This window comes from Ruegeria sp. AL1 (genome assembly GCF_056540905.1).
This window is the reverse complement of record NZ_JBQFXP010000013.1, coordinates 87,072-108,046: the sequence shown is the minus strand read 5'-3', so window position 1 is coordinate 108,046 and position 20,975 is coordinate 87,072. Positions and strand designations below refer to the sequence as shown.

Here is a 20,975-nt window from a genome sequence, read left to right as displayed (position 1 = left end):
AGGGGCCTAGGTTGTTTCGGGCTATTTCAGCCCATTTTTTGTAGGAGAGTTTATGATGACAATTTCAAACACAGCGTTTCGAGCGCTGGCAATTTGCGCCCTGATCGCTGCGGGGGCGGGCCAAGCCGCCGCCAAGGGCAAACCCAAAGGGGCCGAGAAAACCGACCCGCAGGTCATCGCCCAGCTCTATAACGGAAAAACGTCGAACTGGAACGGTGGTGGCCATGCCTATTGGGGTCCGGGCGGGCAGTACAAGGGCATCAACAAAAAGGGTGACGCGGTCGGAATCGGTAAGTGGTTTGTCACCACGCGGGGGCGGCTTTGTAACGAGACCACATGGTATTGGTCCGAAAATGGACAAACCAAGTCCGACCCCTACGAGGAATGCTGGGAATTCGTGACCGCGCCGGATGGTCAGATTTGGGAAAGATACATGCCCGACAAGACCGAGTGGTACCGGCACAAACCGGAAAAACAGGTCAACGGGGACGCAGCCAAATCGAAATTCAACAAGATTTCGAAAGATTTGGGCCTTTAATGCCTTTTAGGGCGGGGTCAGACCCGCCCTATCCCGCCGCTGCAATCAGTTCGCGGGTGTAATCGGTCTGGGCATTTTCGAACAGATCGTCGGCTTTGCCCATTTCGATCACGTCGCCGTTTCGCATGACGATGACGTTGTGGGACATCGCCCGCACGACCTTGAGGTCGTGGCTGATAAAAAGATAGGCCAGCCCGTATTTCCGCTGCAGATCGCGCAGCAGATCGACGATCTGCACCTGCACGGTCATGTCCAGCGCACTGGTGGGCTCGTCAAGCACCAACAGTTTGGGGCGCAGAACCATGGCGCGCGCGATTGCAATCCGTTGGCGCTGCCCGCCTGAGAACTCGTGCGGATAGCGATCCATCGCCTCGGGGTCCAGACCCACCTCGGTCATGACTTCGGCCACAAGCTCACGAGGGGCGCGGTGGGGGTCGATTTTATGGATCGCCAGCCCTTCGGCAATGATCTGCATGCAGGTCATACGCGGGCTGAGGCTGCCGAACGGGTCCTGAAACACGATCTGCATATCCTTGCGCAGTCGCCGCAACTCACGCGTGGACCAACGACGCACGTCCTGATCGCGGAAGGTGATCCCGCCCTCGGACGCGATCAGCCGCATGATGGCCAAGGCAAGCGTCGTCTTGCCCGAGCCGCTTTCGCCGACAATGCCCAGCGTCTCGCCTGCGCGGACGCTGAGCGTCGCGTCATTGACCGCTTTCACATGGCCGACGGTGCGTTTCAGAAACCCGCGCTGGATCGGGAACCAGACCTTGAGGTGATCAGTGCGGGCGACCTCTTCGGCGTCGGTCGCAACCGGATCGGGGTGACCCGAGGGCTCAGCCGCCAGGAGCTTTTGCGTATAGGGATGTTGCGGGTTGTCGAAGATGTCAGTGGTGACACCGGTTTCGACAATCTCGCCGTCTTTCATCACACAGACCCGGTCGGCTATCCGGCGTACAATTCCAAGGTCATGGGTGATGAACAGCATCCCCATATTCTCGGATTTCTGCAGCTCGGCCAGCAGTTCCAGAATCTGTGCCTGAATGGTCACGTCCAGCGCAGTGGTCGGCTCATCCGCAATCAGAATGTCCGGCTTGTTGGCCAGCGCCATGGCGATCATCACCCGTTGGCGCTGCCCGCCGGACAACTGGTGCGGATAGCTGTCCAGCCGATCCTGAGGATCACGAATGCCGACCTTGGTGAGCAGTTCGATAATCCGATCCCGCGCACCATCCCCGGAAACGTTTTGATGCAGCGCCAGCGATTCCGCCATCTGTTTCTGGATCGTGTGCAGCGGGTTCAATGAGGTCATCGGCTCCTGAAAGATAAAGCTGATATCGTTGCCGCGCACATCCATCAACTTGTCGTCGGACGCGCCGATCATCTCTTGCCCGTCATAAGTAACGGACCCTTCGACAATCGCACTGTCGCCCAGCAGCGACACCGTGCTGAGCGCGGTCACGGATTTGCCCGAGCCGGATTCGCCCACCAACGCCACCGTCTCACCCCGATCCACGGTGAAGGACACGCCTTTGACCGCCGCCGACACCTGCCCGTCCTGCCGGAACGAGACCTTGAGGTTGTTCACATCCAACAGGCTCATGAAAAGGTCTTTCTGGGATCAAACGCATCGCGCACGCCTTCGAAGATGAAGACCAGCAGCGATAGCATGATGGCAAAGGTGAAGAATGCGGTGAAGGCCAGCCACGGCGCTTGCAGGTTCTGTTTCGCTTGCAAGGTCAGCTCCCCCAACGACGGGGCCGAGGACGGCAGACCAAAGCCAAGGAAATCCAGCGAGGCCAGCCCGCCGATGGTGCCGGTGACGATGAAGGGCATGAACGTCAGCGTGGCAACCATCGCGTTGGGCAGCATGTGGCGGAACATGATGGTCATGTTGCCGACGCCCAGCGCCCGCGCGGCGCGGACATATTCAAGATTCCGCGCGCGCAAGAATTCGGCGCGGACAACGCCCACCAATCCGGTCCAACTGAACAGGATCATCAGGATGACCAGCAGCCAGAAACTTCGCCCCAGAATCGCGAACATGATGATGATGACGTAAAGCGAGGGCGTGGAGGACCAGATCTCGATGATGCGCTGAAAAATCAGGTCCAGCCAGCCACCGAAAAAGCCCTGAATGGCCCCGGCGAAGATGCCGATCAGACTGGCGGCCCCGGTGACGATCAGCGTGAACAGGATCGACAGGCGGAAGCCGTAGATCACCCGTGCCAGCACATCGCGTTTGGTGTCGTCTGTACCCAACAGGTTCTGACCGTTGGGCGGAAGTGGCGCGGCCCCGGGGCGATCCACGCTGGTGTTGAAGGAATAGGGGATCAGAGGCCAGATCGCCCAGCCGCGTTCATAGCCTTCGGCTTCGAATGTGCCTGCCTTGATCTCGTCGATGATGCCTTCGGGGTCGTCGAAACACTGATCCAGCCCGCCGCTATCGATCAGACACATAACCTCGGGGTCGCGATAGATCGCCTCGGTCTGGAAATCGCCGCCAAATTCAGTCTCGGCATAGAAGCTGAAGACGGGCGTGTAGAACTCACCCCGGTACTTCACCAGGATCGGCTTGTCGTTGGCGATGAACTCAGCAAACAGCGACAGGCCGAACAGCACCGAGAAGATGATCAGCGACCAGAACGCCCGGCCATTGCGCCGAAAGTTGCGCCAGCGGCGCTGGTTGAGGGGGGAAAGCGCCATTTATCCCTCCCGCTTTTCGAAATCGATGCGTGGGTCGACCAGCACATACATCAGGTCGCTGATGATGCCGACGACCAGCCCCATCAGGCCAAAGATGAACAGCGTGCCAAAGATCACCGGATAATCACGCGCCACGGCGGCCTCGAAGCCCAGACGGCCCAGACCATCCAGCGAGAAGATGGTCTCGATGATGATAGACCCGCCAAAGAACACGCCGATGAACACCGCCGGGAAACCCGCGATCACGATCAGCATCGCGTTGCGGAACACATGGCCATACAGCACGCGGCCCTCACTCAGGCCTTTGGCGCGGGCGGTCATGACGTATTGCTTCTTGATCTCATCCAGAAACGAGTTTTTGGTCAGCAGCGTCAGCGTCGCAAAGGCCGAGATGGTTAGCGCGATGATCGGCAGCGCGATGTGCCAGAAGTAATCCGTGATCTTACCGAACAGGCTAAGGCTGTCCCAGTTGTCCGAGGTCAGCCCCCGCAGCGGGAAAATCTGCCAATAGGAGCCACCGGCGAACAGCACCAGCAGCAGGATCGCGAACAGGAAACCGGGAATGGCATAGGCGACAATGATCGCTCCGCTGGTCCAGGTATCAAAGGTCGAGCCATCCTTGATCGCCTTGCGAATACCCAGCGGGATCGACACCAGATAGGCGATCAGCGTGGACCAAAGACCCAGCGAGATCGACACAGGCATCTTTTCCAGCACCAGATCAATCACGCTGATCGAGCGGAAATAACTCTCGCCAAAATCCAGCGTCAGGTAGTTGCCCATCATCGACAGGAACCGCTCCAATGGCGGTTTGTCGAACCCGAACTCTTTCTCAAGCTCTGCGATGAATTCTGGCGGCAGACCACGCGCGCCGACATATTTGTCGTCGAACCCTCCAACGGCGGGCTCTGCGGCAGCACCCGCATCGCCACTGCCCGCGAAACCCGCAAACACGTCGCCTTGACCTTCGATCTGCGCGATAATCTGCTCAATCGGTCCACCCGGCACGAACTGCACCAAAGTGAAATTGACGATCATGATGCCAAGAAGGGTCGGAATGACCAGCAACAGGCGTCTTAGAATATAGGCGCCCATATTATCGCAGCGCGCCTTTCGCTTTCAAAGCGGCCTCTTTTTCGGGGTTCACCCACCACAGGTCCAGATAGCCGAGCGTGAAGGGCGGCAGGTTTTCGGGGTATTCATACATGTCGTAATAGGCTGTCCAGTAGTCCGCGACATACCCGTCCGGTATGACGAAGAACTCATAACGCAACACGCGATCCAACGCCATAAGGGCCGCATCCTGTTCCGCCTGATTTGTGGTATCGAAGGATGCTTCGATCACCGCGTCCACCAAGGGGCTGGCCAGACCGGCCGGGTTGAACAGGCTGAACGCGGCCTCTTCCGAGCCATACATCTGGCTCAGACCGCCACCGGTGGACAGGAATGATCCGTAACGTGTCGAATACACCATGTCATAATCCCGCTCGCGGCGGCGCAGGGTGAACTGTGACGGATCCACCTTTTCCGCCGAGGCATCTACACCGATGGATTGCAAATTCTGCACAAAAGTCTCGATCATCGTCGCGGTCGATGTCGGAATACTGGATGCATAAGGGATGTTGATCTTCAAAGTCTGGCCTTCCGCGTTGCGGCGCAGATTCCCGTCTCCGACCGGCCAGCCGGCCTCATCCAGAAGTTTCGACGCCTTGCGCAGGTTGCGACGGTCATTCAGACGTGCCGGATTGGATTCATGAGTCACCAGCGCCGGTTCACTGAGCACCTCTGGCGGAACAACGTCGCCCAAAGTTTGCAGAAATGCCAGCTCGGCTCCTTCAGGTGCGCCAGTGGCCTCAAGATGCGTGCCCTGCACAAACGAACTGCGTGGAGTGTTCAGACCAAACATCAGCGACTCGTTGGCCCATTCAAAGTTGAACGCCAGCGCAATGGCTTTGCGGACGTTTTTGTCGGCAAATTGCGGTTTGCCCAGATTGAAAACAAATCCCGATGGCGTGGGCGGGCTGCCATCCGCAATCTCGTCTTGTACAACCGTGCCTTCGTTCAGTTTCGGGAAGTCATAGCTTGACGCCCAAAGCTTGGGGTCGCTTTCGATCCGCATGGTGTATTCACCGGCCTTGAATCCTTCGAACGCCGCTGTCTGATCGGCGAAATACTCGACCCGGATAACATCATAATTGTTACGACCCACATTGATCGGCAGGTCCTGCCCCCAGTAATCATCACGTCGCTTGTAAACGATCCGGCGGTTGATGTCGTAGCTGTCCAGCTTATAAGGCCCCGAACCAATTGCCACCTCAAGCCGGGGTTCATCCAGACGACGGCTTTCATCCGCTTCGAACCAGGCCTTGGAAAACACAGGGGTTGAGCCGACGGTCTCGATCAGTCCCCGACGGGTTACTTCGGGGCTGAAACTGAATTTGACGGTGTGATCATCCAGCGCCTCGGCGTTTTGGACCATGCGGCCCACGGCTTGCGCATATGAAGGCAGGCCCTGTTCAATGAACAAACGGTGGCTGAAAACCACATCCTCGGCCGTCACCGGCGTTCCGTCCCAAAAGGTCGCTTCGGGACGCATGTGAAAAATCACATAGTTGCGCCCTTCATCATACTCCATGCTTTCGGCCAACACGCCATAATACTGCCCGACACTGTCTGCTGTGCTGTCGATCAGCGAGTCATATTGCAGCGTTGTCAGCGCCCCGGCCCGCCCTTTGCGTGAATAGGGATTCAACGAGTCAAATGTGCCAGATCCGGCCAGCGACAACTGTCCACCTTTTGGCGCATCCGGGTTGACGTAATCCAGATGCGGGTAATCAGCGGAATAGTCGAGGTTGCCAAAATAGGAATAGCCATGGCTGCGGGTGATCTTGTCTTCTGCCGCAATCGCCCCGCTTCCGGCGCCAAGCGCCAGCAACGCCGAAACACCAAACCCTGTCACCCAGGGCCGAAGAGACGAAATACGCAGTGCGGGCAGGAGGGGTTTCATATGCTCATCCTCTGGGTCGTTGACGTCATTGATCTTCGTATGCGCCAGCTAAAAAACCAGCAGTGCCAGTTTCAAGTTTAGAATGCGTGAACGCTTTGTGAAGTTCTTCTTATACAAAAATCAGTGTCCGTGAAGCGGTTATCACCGTCCAAATTGCCTAATGGGTTAAACAAAAGGCATATCTGGTTACTGAATTTGGTGCGCGATCTTTCTGGATACCCGAAATCCCGGCCGCGTTTTCAAGTACACCCCACGATGCGTTTCATACTACACAGAAAGCGCGCTATTGCGCGGCTCACGTTGTTATTGCACGCGTTTTGCAGCTGAACTTCCAACACTTGACATGCAGCGCGGGAGTTTTGGGGAGTAGATCAGGATGCCTGGAAAAATATGAGGTTTAGTTTAGTGGTCTTCAATCCAGGAGCTTGGATGCATCCGTCACATCGATCGTAGACTCACCTCCTGCAATGCCATTCAAAGCAGTACGAAGATCAGATATTGCCCTGTGCATCTGCCCAAACAGTTTACATTGCTCTGCGTAATCTACCGACGTTCGGAGTTCAAACATCTTTGCGTTCTGCTCTCTGGCAGCGGCCAAAGCTTCAAGAAATTCCTTTTCCGCCAGCTCGTTCTCGCAACGTGCGAGCGCGTAGACTCGAAGCGTCTCGGATCGGGCCCACCCTTCATTTGTCGAATGCTGTTGCTCACGCGCCTGAGCCAACAAGCTCAAGGCCCCTTCACGGTCACCTATTTTCAGAGTGAGCTCGGCAACTAAAGTTATAAAGAACGGTTTGTAGTTTCCTGCACCACTTTCCCACCAGGCTATCGACGCTTCGTGTAATGCGCTGATCGTTTCCTGATTTGGCGAGACATCGGCGTTCACCCAACTTCGCCACAGGCTCGCAGTCAATTTCATGAATCCGAAGGAGTGTTTAATGGACAGCTCTTCAAGCTGTTCTACCACTTCCAGCACTTTCTCTGGCTCACGACGCAGTAGGTGAATCATGCATAGATAGGTCAAAGACTGTGCAATGCTATGCGCGTGCTCCAGCTCTTTTGCACCAGCCACAGCTCGATTCTGGATATCCAGGGCTTTGTCCGGGTCTCCCTGCATCCAGACAGCCAAACTCAGAAAACATGAGGTGATGGCCGCATGATCCGAACCGTGAATGAAGGCCAGATGCCCATCGCGCTCCCGGCTGTAGAGGTCTAGCGCTTTGCTCAAATGCTTGTGGGCCGGTCTCAGCTCTCCGATATGGAACAGTACCGCACCCATCGCGCGATGTGCGACCATCTGATGCTGCGTTTCACGCGTCGCGGTCGCCAACTTCAGCAATTGCGCAGCAACAGTTCTGGCCAAATCATATTCTGCACGCACCAAATGAAAGGAATACAATCCATTGAGAACCGGGAACAGTTGCTCCGTTTCTCCGACACGCTCGCATAAGTCACGTATTCTTGCGTAAACGGAACCGGTTTCATCGGCAGCGATTCCCGCAGTCGATCGCAGAACACCAGCTTTGAGAACCTGAACCTCGATTTCCCTTCTGTCCCTTTCAACACTCTGATCAAGCTTCCAAAGCTGCTCTATCGCAAGGGACAATTGGGTGCTTGCTTCCGTATTGGCAGATCGCTGGACTGCCCGCTGACCTGCAAGGTATCGATAATCGACGGCTTCCTTGTTCATGCCCGCCATAGTGTAATGGTGCGCCAGAATTTCCGGGCTTGCATCACCAGTGTGTACTGACACATCACCCAGATGTTGCGCGACACTCGCGTGCAGAATTCGCCGCTCCCGTTTCAGCAGACTATTATAGGCAGTGTCACGAATGAGAGCGTGGCAATAGCTGAACGTTTCAAAATCGGCGGTCCGATCAACTGAAACGATGCCTGCCTCTACCAAAAGATCCAGATTGGCACGCAACGCTTTGTCGCTGATGCCAGCCACCTTTGAAATCAACGGATAGGTAAATTGAGGCCCAATAACAGCGCCGATCTGTGCGACCTCTTTGGCCGAGCTCAAGCGGTCCAGGCGCGCCATCAGTGCATCATGCAAGGTGCTCGGAACAGAATTTGCCGGCGATGCCCCACCCAACGTGTAGGTGTCCCTACCCTTGATCAGGAGGCCCGATTCAAGGAGGTCCTTGGTCACCTCTTCCACGTATAGCGGCACACCATCCGATCTTGCCGCGACCAGATCGTACATCTCATCGGCGATCGCCTCGCCCTTGGCGACCTCGTCCACGATGTTTTTGACATGCTGAAAATCCAACGGTTTCAAAACGACCTTTTTAAGGTTCGACTGCAGCGTCCAACCCGGATCAAACTCGGGCCGGAATGTGATAATGACAAGCACGGGAAGATGACGAATTCGGGCCACGATCCGATCCAGTAGCAGCTTGGTCGTCGGATCAACCCAATGTGCATCTTCAAACAGGACAAGAACCGGATGATCCGTGGCCTCGGACGACAGATTGTTCAGCAACACATCCAGAGATTGATCCATGATCTGTTGTGGTGTCGAATCCAAAGGCCCCAGACGATCTTCGAAAGGTATCGACAAAAGCGATGCCACCAATTTCAACGCTTCGTCGGATTTATCACTCAATACGGCGCGGATTTTTTCAAGCCTGACTTCGTCTGCCTCGTCGGATCGAAGACCAGCGGCCCCTTCGAGACGCCGAATAACGGGATAGAGTGTGGTCGCAAAATGGTATGGAGAACACTGATACCGCGCTTGTTTGTGGGGCAACTCCGAAATGTTCTGCCTAAATTCTTCAATCAGGCGCGACTTGCCAATGCCTGGTTCACCTGACACCAGCACAACTTGCCCCTGGCCACTATTTGCAAGGTCCCACTTGTCGTTCAGGTCTTCCAGTTCGGCCGTTCGCCCGATCAACGGTTTGAGCATCACGTCATCTATCGCCATGAAGCGGCTGACCGTCTCTCGTGCCTCGGTCACTTGCCAACCTTCGACTTCTTTGACAAAGCCCTTGAGCTTGAACGCGCCTCGCAGGACATACTCGAAAGCATCTCCGGCCAACTGATGAGTGGTTGGGGCGACGATCATTGTGCCCGGGTCCGCCATTGCCTGAAGGCGTGCGGCCAGATTGGGCGTCTCGCCCATCGCCGTGCCGTCTTCGAACATTTTTTCGCCCCGCAGATCGCCGACGACGACCAATCCGGTTGCAATCCCTATTCGAACATTGAGTTTCGCGTGGGTTCGGATAGCCGGAACCTCATCGATGATCCGCAGGCCCGCGCGAATGGCCCGTTCGGCATCGTCTTCATGCGCATGTGGAAATCCAAAAAATACCATGATCCCGTCGCCATAATAGCTGGCAATATGGCCATCAAACGCAGCAACAGCCGTGGCACAGGTTTCTTTGAAAAGTCGCAGAACATCGGCCAGATCCTCCGGATCAACGCGTTGCGCTATTTCCGTTGACCCAACGAGATCGATAAACATGACCGTAAGCTGTCGCCGCTCCGCCACGATCTCGGGACCGCCGGATATGACGGGCGGGTGCAACCCATTTTCCGACCTGGCGCGAACGGCTTTCAGGAAACGCCTCCGCGGACCCAGAGGGAGGCCGATGACGACAAGGTCTGCGTCAGTTAATTCAGACAGTTCGCCGAATTCGACCTCGTGTTCAGCAAAAGCAGCAGCATACTTGGACAACCCATTTTTCTTTAGCCAGGACGCTGTATCGGACATCAATAAGTTTTGCTTGCGGTAGCAACATGATCTCTACATGCGCTCTAACAGCAAGCATCTCCTTGTTAACTTAATCCGCCAAATAACCGGTGGCTCATTTGTCGAACTATAAGGTCATGTTCTTTTTCAATGAAGCTACCGTTTGGTGCCAGGTCAAGGCATTCAACAGCTCTCTTAGCGTTTTGCTGAACACAGCGTCATATCCAGGCAAGCGGTTTGAGACCTGTCTTTCATCCAACGCGAATTCGCCGCAGCATACCAGCCTCGGCAAGCTCTTAGATTTGAGGAAATAACTGAGCCCTTACCAAGTATGTGGATGATTGTCTGCTTTGGCCGCGGGCTATTGTATCTCTCGTATCTGCAGCGAGAAATTTCAAGCGAAGTTTGGACCATTCTTATTGCAAGAATGCGTCGGTGTCAGTTGTAGCTACTCCCAAAACCAAAAAACTGGCCACAGTAGGTTCGCGAACGTTTTTGGGCAATCGTACATGAGCCTAAAAATCCAGGTTCTCGACGCTCAGCGCATTTTGCTGAATGAATTCGCGGCGGGGTTCGACGACGTCGCCCATCAGTTTGGTGAATAAATCGTCGGCCTCGACCATGTCGTTAACGCGCACCTGCAAGAGTGTACGGGCGTCCGGGTCCAGTGTGGTTTCCCAAAGCTGGTCCGGGTTCATCTCACCCAAACCCTTGTAACGTTGCAGAGACAGGCCCTTTTCACCTTCCTCAAGAATGGCGCGCAGCAAATCCAAAGGCCCGTGGATGGCCTGCGACCGATCCCGGCGGATCAGGGTTGCGGGCGAGTTGTAGACCTCTTGCAGGCTTTGGGTAAAGCTGCCGGTCTTGCGCGCCTCGCCCGAACGCAGCATGGGGCCGTCCAGCGTGCGGACCTCTTCAACGCCACGCAGGATGCGAGCCAGACGGATGCCGTGGTCCTGGGTGATACGGCCCTGCCAACCGCGCTCATATTCAAGCGCAATCAGGTCGAGGCGGGCAGCGACCTTGTCGGCAACGCCTTGCAGGTCGGCATCGACCGCCCCCGGAACGAAAGCGCCTGCAACGGCGGCCTGTTCCAGAATATGGCGCGGATAATGCGTTGGGAAGGCGTCCAGTACGCGCTTCAACTGCCGCGCCTCATCGACCACACGGGTCAGATCCTGCCCGATGATCTCCTCGCCCGAGCCCAGTTTCAGCACCGCGCCCTCGACCCCTTGATTGATCAGGTAGTCATCCAGAGCAGCCTGATCCTTGAGATAAACCTCTGATTTGCCGCGCGAAACCTTATAAAGCGGCGGTTGCGCGATATAGAGATACCCGCCCTCGATCAGCTCAGGCATCTGGCGGTAGAAGAAGGTCAGCAGCAAGGTTCGGATATGCGCGCCGTCCACGTCCGCGTCGGTCATGATAACGATCTTGTGGTAGCGCAGTTTTTCGATGTTGAACTCGTCCCGGCCAATGCCGGTGCCCAGCGCCATGACCAGATTGCCGATTTCCTGCGACGACAGCATCCGGTCAAACCGAGCCCGTTCCACGTTCAGGATTTTCCCGCGCAGGGGCAATACGGCCTGAGTCAGCCGGTCCCGACCCGTCTGCGCGGACCCACCAGCCGAGTCACCCTCGACGAGGAAAACTTCGGTTTTGGATGGGTCCTTCTCGGAACAATCTTTCAGCTTACCCGCCAGATAGTTCACATCCATCGCCGTCTTGCGGCGGGTCAACTCGCGGGCCTTGCGCGCAGCCTCGCGGGCCAAGGCCGCCTCGATAATCTTGCCGACAATTCCCTTGGCCTCGTTCGGGTTTTCCTCGAACCATTCGGCCAGCTTTTCGTTCATCAGGCCCTCAACAGCCGGACGCACCTCGGACGACACCAGCTTGTCCTTGGTCTGGGATGAGAACTTGGGATCGGGCACCTTGACCGACAACACACAGGTCAGACCTTCGCGCGCGTCATCGCCGGTAAAGCTGACCTTTTCCTTTTTCGCGATCCCGCTGGATTGCGCATAGTTGTTGATCGTCCGGGTCAGAGCGCCCCGGAACCCCGCCACATGCGTCCCGCCGTCCCGCTGAGGGATGTTGTTGGTGAAGGGCAGGACCGTCTCATGATAGCTGTCATTCCACCACATGGCGATTTCAACGCCGATATCGTCACGTTCGCCTTTGATATAGATCGGTTCGGGCATGGCCGGGGTTTTCGACCGGTCGAGATATTTAACGAACTCTTTGACCCCGCCCTCATAGAACAGCTCGGTTTCCAACCGTTCTGCGGGGCGTTCGTCGATCAGGATAATCCGCACGCCCGAGTTCAGGAACGCCAGTTCGCGCAGGCGCTTCTCCAGCGTCTCGAAAGAATACTCGAGGTTCGAGAATGTGTTGGTCGAGGCCAGGAACCGCACCTCGGTTCCCGTCTGATCACCGCAATCCCCGACCACCTTCAAATGCTCTGCCGTCTCGCCGCCTTCGAACCGGGCCACGTGTTCCTTGCCGGCACGCCAGATGCGCAGCTCCAGCCAATCGGACAGCGCATTCACCACCGAAACACCCACTCCGTGCAGACCGCCCGACACTTTGTACGAGTTGCTGTCGAACTTCCCGCCCGCATGCAGTTGGGTCATGATGACCTCGGCGGCGGAAACGCCCTCTTCGGGGTGGATATCCACCGGAATCCCACGCCCGTTATCGCTAACTGAAACGCTGGAATCGGCGTGGATTTTCACCGTCACATGGTCGGCATGACCGGCCAACGCCTCATCAATTCCGTTGTCCACGACCTCGTACACCATATGGTGCAGACCCGAGCCATCATCCGTATCCCCGATATACATGCCGGGGCGCTTGCGAACAGCTTCCAACCCTTTGAGAACTTTGATGGAATCAGCGCCGTATTCCTGTGGAGCCTGTGTGTCTTCGGACATTCAGTCAGTACCTATATTATTTTGGTAACTTATACGTTCTCTGGTGGGGAATGTCACGCGGTCCCCCAACATTTTGTGTTCCCAACCGTGCTTTCCAACCGTTTTGGAAACCGCTCTCCAACCGGTTACAATCGATCCAGATCGGCGGCGATATCTGCAGCAATCTGTTGCGCATCCACATCCTTGCGTTCCGCCGACAGCCGCAAGCCCAGAAGGTCAGACTGATACCGCGCCGCGAGACGATCCGGATCGCTCGACGCCCCGATCTCGCCACGTTGTTGGGCTTGTTGGAAAAGGGTCGAAAAACAAGTCATCATCTCGGCCAAATGCGTGCTGGCAAGGGCCGCAAGCTCATGATCTCTGGCCCAAAGCTCGGCATAGGTTTTGGCCAGCATACAGGCCTTGGCCGGTGCGCCCGATCCAGCCACAACAATGCCCGGCTGCGCCTTGAGCGCGCCAAGCGGCCCCAGATCATCCGCCAGCGCCATCAAACGCGCCACCCCCTCTTCGGCGTATTTCTCCAGCGCCAGCGCATACAGCGCATCCTTGGACCCAAAAGCCGCATAGAAACTTCCGGGCTTCAGCTTCAACTCCCGCTCCAGGTCTTTCAACGATGTCCCAGCCCAACCCTGTCGCCAGAAGATATCCCGCGCCTGCCCGATCAGCGCATCGCGGTCGTATGAGGGTTTGCGAGGCATCAGCGTCACCAATTTTTGAACGTTTGCTCAAATATATACTTGAGTGATCGCTCAAGAAAGCCTAAATACGACTCATCGCGCCAGAAACAGGAGTTTTGATATGGCAAATTTCCCCTCCCACGACCTCGAAACCGCCCCAGAAGGATCCAAACCGCTGCTGGAGAAATCGCAGGCCGCCTTTGGCCGTCTGCCCGGCCTGCACAAGGTGATGTCCGAAAGCCCGCAACATCTTGAGGCCTATCAGCTGCTGCACCACCTGTTCTTACAAACCGATTTCGACAACGACGAAAAAACCGTCGTCTGGCAGACCATCAACGTGGAAAACGAGTGCCACTACTGCGTTCCCGCCCATACCGGCATCGCCAAGATGATGAAGGTGTCGGATGATATCACCGAGGCGTTGCGCAATGAAACCCCGCTCCCTTCCGCCAAACTTGAAGCATTGCGCAGCTTTACCCTGCAACTGATGCAGAGCCGCGGCAATGTCACAGACGCGCAGCTGCAGGCCTTCTTTGACGCAGGTTACTCTCATCGGGCAGTTCTGGACGTGGTGTTGGGGCTGGCGCAGAAAACCATGTCGAATTACGTCAACCACATGGCACAAACCCCGGTCGACGAAGTGATGCGCGGCTTCCTGTGGGAACGCAAAGTCGGCGAGCCTGCCTAAGCCACGACCGAGCCTTCACCGCTGTCAGTGACAGTCAGCGTCTGGGCCCGACCCTCCAATTCTTCAAACAGCTCAGGCCCGGTGCCCGTCATCCAGGCCTGAGCGCCCAGCGCGCAAATCTCGTCATAGAGCGCCGCACGTCGCTCGGCATCGAGATGGGCCGCCACCTCGTCCAGCAGCACGATCGGCGGGGCGCCGACCATCCCCGCCAAAGCCCGCGCATTCGACAGGATCAACGAGACCAGCAGCGCCTTCTGTTCTCCGGTCGAGCAATCCTTGGCAGGTACGCCCTTGGCCGCAAAGACGCCAAATAAATCCGACCGATGCGGCCCCACCAACGTGCGCCCCGCCGCCAGGTCCCGAAACCGGCTTTCATTCAACGCCTCGCGCAAGTCGCCCGCAGTCTCCGGCATCGCACCCTCAGACTGCACCAACTCTAGCTCGGCAGAGGGAAACGCCGTTTCCGCCTGATCCTGCGCCGTACGCAAATGCTCCAACGCCGCCAAACGGGACGCATGAATGCGATGCCCCATCTCGGCCATCTGCCCCTCTAGCGCAGCATACCAATGCGCATCCCGCACCTGCTCTTTCAGCAGGCGGTTGCGTTCGCGCATGGATTTTTCATAAGTCAGAGATGCCTCGGCGTGCGACGGATCAAAGCTCAGCGCGATGCGGTCCAGAAACCGCCGCCGCCCCTCCGCCCCCTCAATCCAGAGCCGGTCCATTGACGGGATCAGCCAGACCACCCGCGCAAGCTTGCCCAGATCAATCTGACTCGCGGCCTTGTCATCAATCCGAACCTGACGCGCCGCGCCACCTTCGGACCATGTCTCGATCTCATACCGCCCGCCCTGCGCGCTCAGCAGGCCGGAAAGCTTCCAGCCCAAGGCCTCGGGCCGCCGGGTCATCTCCGCCGCGCTGGCCCGCCGCATCCCGCGACCGGGCGAAAACAACGACACCGCTTCAAGAATGTTGGTCTTCCCGGCCCCGTTTGGCCCATGGAGCGCCACCGGTCGCCCGTCCAAGGACAACCGCGCCAGCTTATGAGACCGAAAATGCGAGACCGTAAGCTCGGTCAGGGCCAATCCCATGACCCCTCCCTTCATCTTTTCAAAAATACTCCCGTCCCTCTGCCCGGCAGGCGGCTTTGCCGCCGTTAGGGGAGGCATCGCGCGTCAGCGCGATCAGACGCGCATCGGCATGACAACGTAAACCGCGCTCTGATCATTGCCTTCGCGCATCAGGGTCGGGTCACCTGCGGAATTGAACAGAAATACCGCATTCTCACGATCCACCTGAGATGCAATCTCCAACAGGTATTTTGCGTTGAACCCGATCTCCAGCCGCTCGTCACCATAAGCAACAGCCAGCTCTTCTTCGGCGGCGCCACTGTCGGGCGCATTGACCGACAGCACCAGCTTGTCCGCATCCAGTTGCAGCTTTACCGCTCGCGACCGCTCGGAGGACACGGTCGCAACCCGATCCACGGCCTGAGCGAACTCAGCCGCATCCACTTCCAGCTGACGCGTGTTCCCTTGCGGAATAACGCGTGTATAGTCCGGAAACGTGCCATCGATCACCTTGGACGTCAGCGTTATGTCAGGCGTCGCGAACCGCACCTTGGTTTCGCTGACCGAAACCGCGATCTCCATCTCGTCATCATCCAGCAGCTTACGCAATTCACCCACGGTTTTGCGGGGGACAATAACACCCGGCATGCCTGTTGCGCCTTCCGGCAAATCGGCATCGATACGCGCCAAACGGTGGCCATCCGTGGCCACACAGCGCAGTACTTTTCCGCCATCTGATCCGTCAGCCACATGCATATAGACGCCATTCAGATAGTACCGCGTCTCTTCTGTCGAAATGGCAAATTTGGATTTGTCAAACAGCCGCCGAAGCAGCGCAGCAGACGCTTTGAAATTCGACTGGTATTCCGAGGAGGCCATGACCGGGAAATCCTCTTTCGGCAAGGTCGCCAACGAAAAATTCGACCGCCCGGCCTCGACCGTCAGACGCCCTGCCGCACTGTCCGCGGTCAGGGTGACCAGCGCACCGTCCGGCAACTTGCGGACGATTTCATGCAACGTGGTCGCAGCCACCGTTGTTGCACCAGCCTTTTCCACCTGTGCCGGGGCCTTGTCCACCACTTCGATATCCAGATCGGTGGCGCGGAACTGAGCCTGATCGCCTTCGGCCTCGATCAAAACGTTGGCAAGTATCGGGATCGTATTGCGACGTTCAACAACAGATTGGGCCTGCGAAACGGCCTTGAGAAGGGTGCCGCGTTCGATGCTGATCTTCATACCCTCAATTCCTTTGACTTTCGTGCCGAAATGGGCGGGACTGGCACGTTAGCGGCTCTGCCCCGAGGCACAAGGACTTTCTATCGATTTCTCAGCCGGATTGACCGGTGCGTCAAGGGTCGCGTGGTCTATCTGACACAGATCACTGCAGATTGTGGACGATAGCGCACAAGCGAACGCCCCAGACCTGTCGGCCCGGGGCATAGCAAAAACACCCGACTAAAAACTCAGGCTTCGAGAGCGCGACGCAGAATCTCGACATCCTCCGCAATCTGGCCATCTGTCAGCTTCAGCTCTTCAATGCGTTTAACGCCGTGCATGACCGTCGTATGGTCACGGCCACCGAACCGCCGACCGATCTCGGGCAACGACCGGCTGGTCAACTGCTTGCACAGATACATCGCGATCTGACGCGGGCGGGCATAAGAGCGCAGCCGCTTGGGGCCGACGATGTCCGACAGACGGATATTGTAGTACTCGGACACTTTGCGCTGAATCTCCTCGACCGTGATCTTGCGCTCGGACATACGCAGCACATCCGCCAGGCAATCCTGAGTCAGCTCCATGTCGATCTCGCGCCCCACCAGCGAGGCAAAGGCAAACAACCGGGTCAGAGCCCCCTCAAGCACCCGCACATTGGTCGAGATACGCTGCGCGAGAAATTCCAGAACGCCATCCGCGATGCTGAGGTCCGGATAGGTGGCGCTGTAGTGCTGCACCTTGTTTTGCAGGATACCCAACCGCAGCTCATAATCGGTGGGGTGCAGGTCGACCACAAGGCCACATTGCAAGCGGGACTTCACGCGATCTTCCAGATCCTTGATCTCACCCGGCGCACGGTCGGCAGAAATAATGATCTGCTTGTTCTGATCCACAAGCGCGTTGAACGTATGAAAGAACTCTTCCTGCGTGGAATCTTTGCCTGCGATGAATTGCACGTCATCCACCATCAGCACATCGACCGACCGGAACAGGTGTTTGAAATCCATCATCCGGCGTTCACGCAGGGCCTGCACAAAGCGGTACATGAATTGCTCTGCCGACAGATACAGAACATTCAGTTCGGGATGCTTGGTCTTCAATTCCCACGCGATGGCGTGCATCAGGTGGGTTTTACCCAGACCGACACCGCCATACAGCACCAGCGGATTGAATGTGACCGGACCGCCCTCGGACACACGGCGGGCTGCGGCATGGGCCAATTCATTGGGCTTACCCACAACGAAACTGTCAAAGGTAAAACGCGCATCCAAAGGCGCCGCCTGAAGCGATTCCAGCGCACTCGCGCCTGTATCGGCTGCCACAGCAGGGCTCGGTTCTGTGACAGAGTCCTGCACAGGCGCGCGTGTGGCGGCAGGGCGCGCCGAGGAGTTGGCCGCCGTGCGAAACGCCAATCGTTGCACGGTTTCACCGGATGTTTTCAGCTCATAGAGAATATGGTCGGCAAAGTTCTGACTGACGTAATTGCCCATAAAGTTCGTCGGCGCAGAAAACACCGCCACCCCGTCCTGAAGCTCTTTGAACTCCAGAGGTTCGATCCAGGTGGTGTAATTGTTTTGTCCAACGGCCTTGATCAACTTGCTTCGCAGTTGTCCCCATTTCTCTTGTGTCATCCAGCGCCTCACGCATCCCATTCTTTATTGGCCCTTCGGCCTTATTCAATATGGCCCGGTTTCCCGGGTGTATGACGTTCACGCACAAGGGTACCGTTTCGCCAGACCAATGGTCTGGCGGGTACAACTTGGAAATTCAGCACACTGCAGCGCAGACATCGTCCCGCAACAAGACATGTCCCGAAAAGCCGGGCCACAGGTCCAAATCCCAATTTCCGACAGGGCTCGGGTATCCGGGCAGCCCGGTACCTTTTGCAGGTCGCCAGCCGGCTCGAAAGCCAGCGAACGAACATTCGTCTCCGGATCAACTGATGCCCGTCAGTTGGAACGCAGAAACCGCCTGTCCCCCCAAGCGAGTGAATCGCTGATATCAGTGGTAACAACAGGTCGGCGGTTGCGGCAACGAAACTCTGATATTGACTCGTGTCTGGACCCGAAAGAATCTCTCGGTTTCGTGAAGGCGCGACTTTCCGGCAACATTAGAAAAGGCGCCGCACGGGGCGACGCCTTTCAAAATAATTCAGCTTTGCTGACGTGACCATGGGTCACGTACTGCTTAGCCCAGCGCTTTGACGCGGGCCGACAGGCGCGACATTTTGCGGGCTGCGGTGTTCTTGTGGAAGACACCTTTGGTGACGCCGCGCATCAGCTCGGGCTGAGCGGCGCGCAGGGCTGCGGTGGCCGCGTCCTTGTCGCCGGATGCGATCGCTTCTTCAACTTTACGCAGATAGGTGCGGATGCGCGAACGGCGCGCTTTGTTTACGGCGAAACGCTTTTCGTTCTGACGGGCGCGTTTCTTTGCCTGGGGCGAATTTGCCATGTGTCTCTGACCTTTGTTCGGTACGGTTATCTTGGGTTGCGCGCCACGGGAATTATCCGCACCGGATCAGAAATCACGAGTGTGAGTCGGGCCAGGCGGGCCGCACGCGCATGTATGACGGCGCTTACTATCCAAGTTGTGCGGGTTTGCCAAGCGGAATCTTGACTGTGCGGATCCGGCAAGAAAAAGGCGGGCAAAAGCCCGCCCGGTTGCCCCTCGTGAAGGCCGCTTACTTGTCGCGGAACTGCGCGGCGCGTTTTTCCAGAAACGCGGCCATGCCCTCTTTCTGATCCTCGGTGGCGAACATCGAATGGAACACGCGCCGTTCGAACAGCATGCCCTCGCTCAGCGGCAGCTCATAGCTGCGGTTCACCGCCTCTTTTGCCGCCAGGGTCGAGATCTGGGATTTCTCCGCAATCTTCTGGGCGGCACCGGTCGCCTCTTCGATCAGTTTCTTGGCGGGGACCACACGGCTGACCAGCCCGGCACGTTCAGCTTCTTCAGCATCCATAAAACGCCCGGTCAGGTTCATGTCCATCGATTTGGACTTGCCCACGAAACGGGTCAGGCGCTGGCTGCCACCCAGCCCGGCAATGACGCCCAGATTGATCTCGGGCTGACCGAACTTGGCGGTATCGGCGGCGATGATGAAGTCGCACAACATCGCCAACTCGCACCCGCCACCCAGCGCATAGCCTGCCACGGCCGCAATGATCGGCTTGCGAATGGCCGAGATGCGATCATTGGCATCCGCGAACAGGTTGATGTCGAAGACGTCAACAAAGCTCATCTCGGACATCTCTTTGATATCCGCGCCAGCAGCGAAAGCCTTTTCCGAGCCGGTGATGACGATGCAGCGCACCTTGTCGTTCTTGTCGGCATCCTCCAACGCCTCGCACAGCTCACCCAGCAGCTGGGTGTTCAGCGCATTCATTGCGTCGGGTCTGTCGAGTTTGATGAGGGCGACGTGGTCTTCAATTTCGACGATGATCGTCTCAAAAGCCATGAGGTGTAAGCTTCCGGTTGTTCCGTTCAGATACGATTCATTATCACGCGCAAAAGCTGGATCAAGCTATCTTTGGCATTGCGCACAGTAGAAGGATGAGCGACCGGACTGGGTGATTCTCTTGATCGACGCGCCGCATCCTTCGGTCCGGCAGGGCTCGCCTTCGCGCCCGTAGACGTCGAAGCTGTGCTGAAAATATCCAAGTTCTCCATCGGCTTGACGGAAATCCCTCAGCGACGATCCTCCGGCCTCGATGGCATCCTGCAGCACCTGCCGGATGATCGGCACAAGTGCCGCAACGCGCGGCGCAGAAATCTGCCCCGCCTTGCGACGTGGCGACACCTTGCCGCGATAAAGCGCCTCGCAAACGTAGATATTGCCCAGACCGGCAACGATTCCCTGATCCAGAAGCGCCGATTTGATCGGGGAGTTCTTGCCTTTGAACGCATCGATCAGGTGTTGTTCATGAAAGTCGTTCCCCAAAGGCTCCGGCCCCAAGACCGAGAGCAGCTTGTGCTGCTCAGCCGTGGCTGTGGGAAGCAAATCCATCGCTCCGAACCGGCGTGGATCGTTGAAGGTGACGCGCGCACCGTTAGCCATGTGGAACACCACATGGTCATGCTTTTGCGCCGCCGGATGATCATGCACGAACTGCCCCAGAGGGTCACCAGACACCGTCATCCGCCCGGACATGCCCAGATGGATCAAAAGGGTTTCACCGCTGCTGAGATCGGCCAAGATGTATTTCGACCGCCGCCGCAGCCGCTGAACCTGCTGCCCGGTCAGCCGCTCGGCCATCCGCGCGGGAAAGGGCCAGCGCAGATCGGGCCGGTTCACATCTGCCCGTTCGATCACCACCCCCTCCATCGCCGGGGACAGGCCGCGTCTTACTGTCTCGACCTCGGGCAATTCGGGCATTAGATGGCTCCTATTCCAAAGGGCCGCATTGTGCCCGCCTCTCTTGGCCCTATAACAGAGGCG

Annotated in this window: 15 protein-coding genes; 2 read left to right on the top strand and 13 right to left on the bottom strand. The window is 57.3% G+C overall.

Annotation, left to right across the window (positions count from 1 at the left end; genetic code table 11):
* The first annotated feature begins 55 nt into the window (after nucleotides 1–55).
* On the top strand, nucleotides 56–538 hold the full coding sequence (locus tag ACRZ9X_RS19550; RefSeq protein WP_480521755.1) for a DUF995 domain-containing protein: 483 nt from the start codon (nucleotides 56–58) through the stop codon (nucleotides 536–538).
* A 28-nt stretch (nucleotides 539–566) separates the two neighbouring features.
* Here ACRZ9X_RS19550 and ACRZ9X_RS19545 read toward each other — a convergent pair whose 3' ends face one another.
* The 7 genes from ACRZ9X_RS19545 to ACRZ9X_RS19515 form a co-directional block, all read right to left on the bottom strand.
* Nucleotides 567–2,144: an ABC transporter ATP-binding protein gene (locus tag ACRZ9X_RS19545; RefSeq protein ID WP_480521754.1), complete on the bottom strand. Its 1,578-nt coding sequence runs from the start codon at nucleotides 2,142–2,144 to the stop codon at nucleotides 567–569.
* A complete protein-coding gene (locus ACRZ9X_RS19540) occupies nucleotides 2,141–3,247 on the bottom strand; it encodes an ABC transporter permease (protein WP_480521753.1) in 1,107 nt (368 codons plus the stop codon). Before ACRZ9X_RS19540 ends, ACRZ9X_RS19545 begins: the two co-directional genes overlap by 4 nt.
* Complete coding sequence (locus tag ACRZ9X_RS19535; RefSeq protein ID WP_480521752.1) at nucleotides 3,248–4,342, bottom strand: microcin C ABC transporter permease YejB; 1,095 nt, start codon at nucleotides 4,340–4,342, stop codon at nucleotides 3,248–3,250.
* Between the two features lies 1 nt (nucleotide 4,343).
* Nucleotides 4,344–6,254: an extracellular solute-binding protein gene (locus ACRZ9X_RS19530; protein ID WP_480521751.1), complete on the bottom strand. Its 1,911-nt coding sequence runs from the start codon at nucleotides 6,252–6,254 to the stop codon at nucleotides 4,344–4,346.
* 412 nt (nucleotides 6,255–6,666) lie between these two features.
* Nucleotides 6,667–9,972: an ATP-binding protein gene (locus tag ACRZ9X_RS19525; protein ID WP_480521750.1), complete on the bottom strand. Its 3,306-nt coding sequence runs from the start codon at nucleotides 9,970–9,972 to the stop codon at nucleotides 6,667–6,669.
* Nucleotides 9,973–10,466: 494 nt separating this feature from the next.
* Nucleotides 10,467–12,884: a DNA topoisomerase (ATP-hydrolyzing) subunit B gene (gyrB, locus tag ACRZ9X_RS19520; RefSeq protein WP_480521749.1), complete on the bottom strand. Its 2,418-nt coding sequence runs from the start codon at nucleotides 12,882–12,884 to the stop codon at nucleotides 10,467–10,469.
* Nucleotides 12,885–13,009: 125 nt separating this feature from the next.
* The gene (locus ACRZ9X_RS19515; RefSeq protein ID WP_480521748.1) at nucleotides 13,010–13,582 is read right to left on the bottom strand and encodes a TetR/AcrR family transcriptional regulator; all 573 of its coding nucleotides are present in this window, start codon (nucleotides 13,580–13,582) and stop codon (nucleotides 13,010–13,012) included.
* 100 nt (nucleotides 13,583–13,682) lie between these two features.
* Here ACRZ9X_RS19515 and ACRZ9X_RS19510 point away from each other — a divergent pair, with 100 nt between their 5' ends.
* On the top strand, nucleotides 13,683–14,249 hold the full coding sequence (locus ACRZ9X_RS19510; RefSeq protein ID WP_480521747.1) for a carboxymuconolactone decarboxylase family protein: 567 nt from the start codon (nucleotides 13,683–13,685) through the stop codon (nucleotides 14,247–14,249).
* On the opposite strand, the gene recF is transcribed toward ACRZ9X_RS19510, so the two are convergent.
* From recF to mutM, 6 genes are all read right to left on the bottom strand, one after another.
* The gene (recF, locus tag ACRZ9X_RS19505; protein WP_480521746.1) at nucleotides 14,246–15,340 is read right to left on the bottom strand and encodes a DNA replication/repair protein RecF; all 1,095 of its coding nucleotides are present in this window, start codon (nucleotides 15,338–15,340) and stop codon (nucleotides 14,246–14,248) included. The two genes, ACRZ9X_RS19510 and recF, sit on opposite strands and share 4 nt — an antisense overlap.
* Before the next feature lie 93 nt (nucleotides 15,341–15,433).
* A complete protein-coding gene (gene dnaN, locus ACRZ9X_RS19500; protein WP_480521745.1) occupies nucleotides 15,434–16,555 on the bottom strand; it encodes a DNA polymerase III subunit beta in 1,122 nt (373 codons plus the stop codon).
* A gap of 227 nt (nucleotides 16,556–16,782) precedes the next feature.
* Nucleotides 16,783–18,168: a chromosomal replication initiator protein DnaA gene (dnaA, locus tag ACRZ9X_RS19495; RefSeq protein WP_480521744.1), complete on the bottom strand. Its 1,386-nt coding sequence runs from the start codon at nucleotides 18,166–18,168 to the stop codon at nucleotides 16,783–16,785.
* A gap of 556 nt (nucleotides 18,169–18,724) precedes the next feature.
* Nucleotides 18,725–18,988, bottom strand: a complete 264-nt coding sequence (gene rpsT / locus ACRZ9X_RS19490; protein ID WP_039541017.1) for a 30S ribosomal protein S20 — start codon at nucleotides 18,986–18,988, stop codon at nucleotides 18,725–18,727.
* A 229-nt stretch (nucleotides 18,989–19,217) separates the two neighbouring features.
* Nucleotides 19,218–19,994 carry an enoyl-CoA hydratase gene (locus tag ACRZ9X_RS19485; protein WP_480521743.1) on the bottom strand — a complete coding sequence of 259 codons (777 nt, stop codon included), beginning with the start codon at nucleotides 19,992–19,994 and terminating at the stop codon, nucleotides 19,218–19,220.
* 66 nt (nucleotides 19,995–20,060) lie between these two features.
* On the bottom strand, nucleotides 20,061–20,912 hold the full coding sequence (mutM, locus tag ACRZ9X_RS19480; protein ID WP_480521742.1) for a bifunctional DNA-formamidopyrimidine glycosylase/DNA-(apurinic or apyrimidinic site) lyase: 852 nt from the start codon (nucleotides 20,910–20,912) through the stop codon (nucleotides 20,061–20,063).
* Between the last annotated feature and the right edge of the window lie 63 nt (nucleotides 20,913–20,975).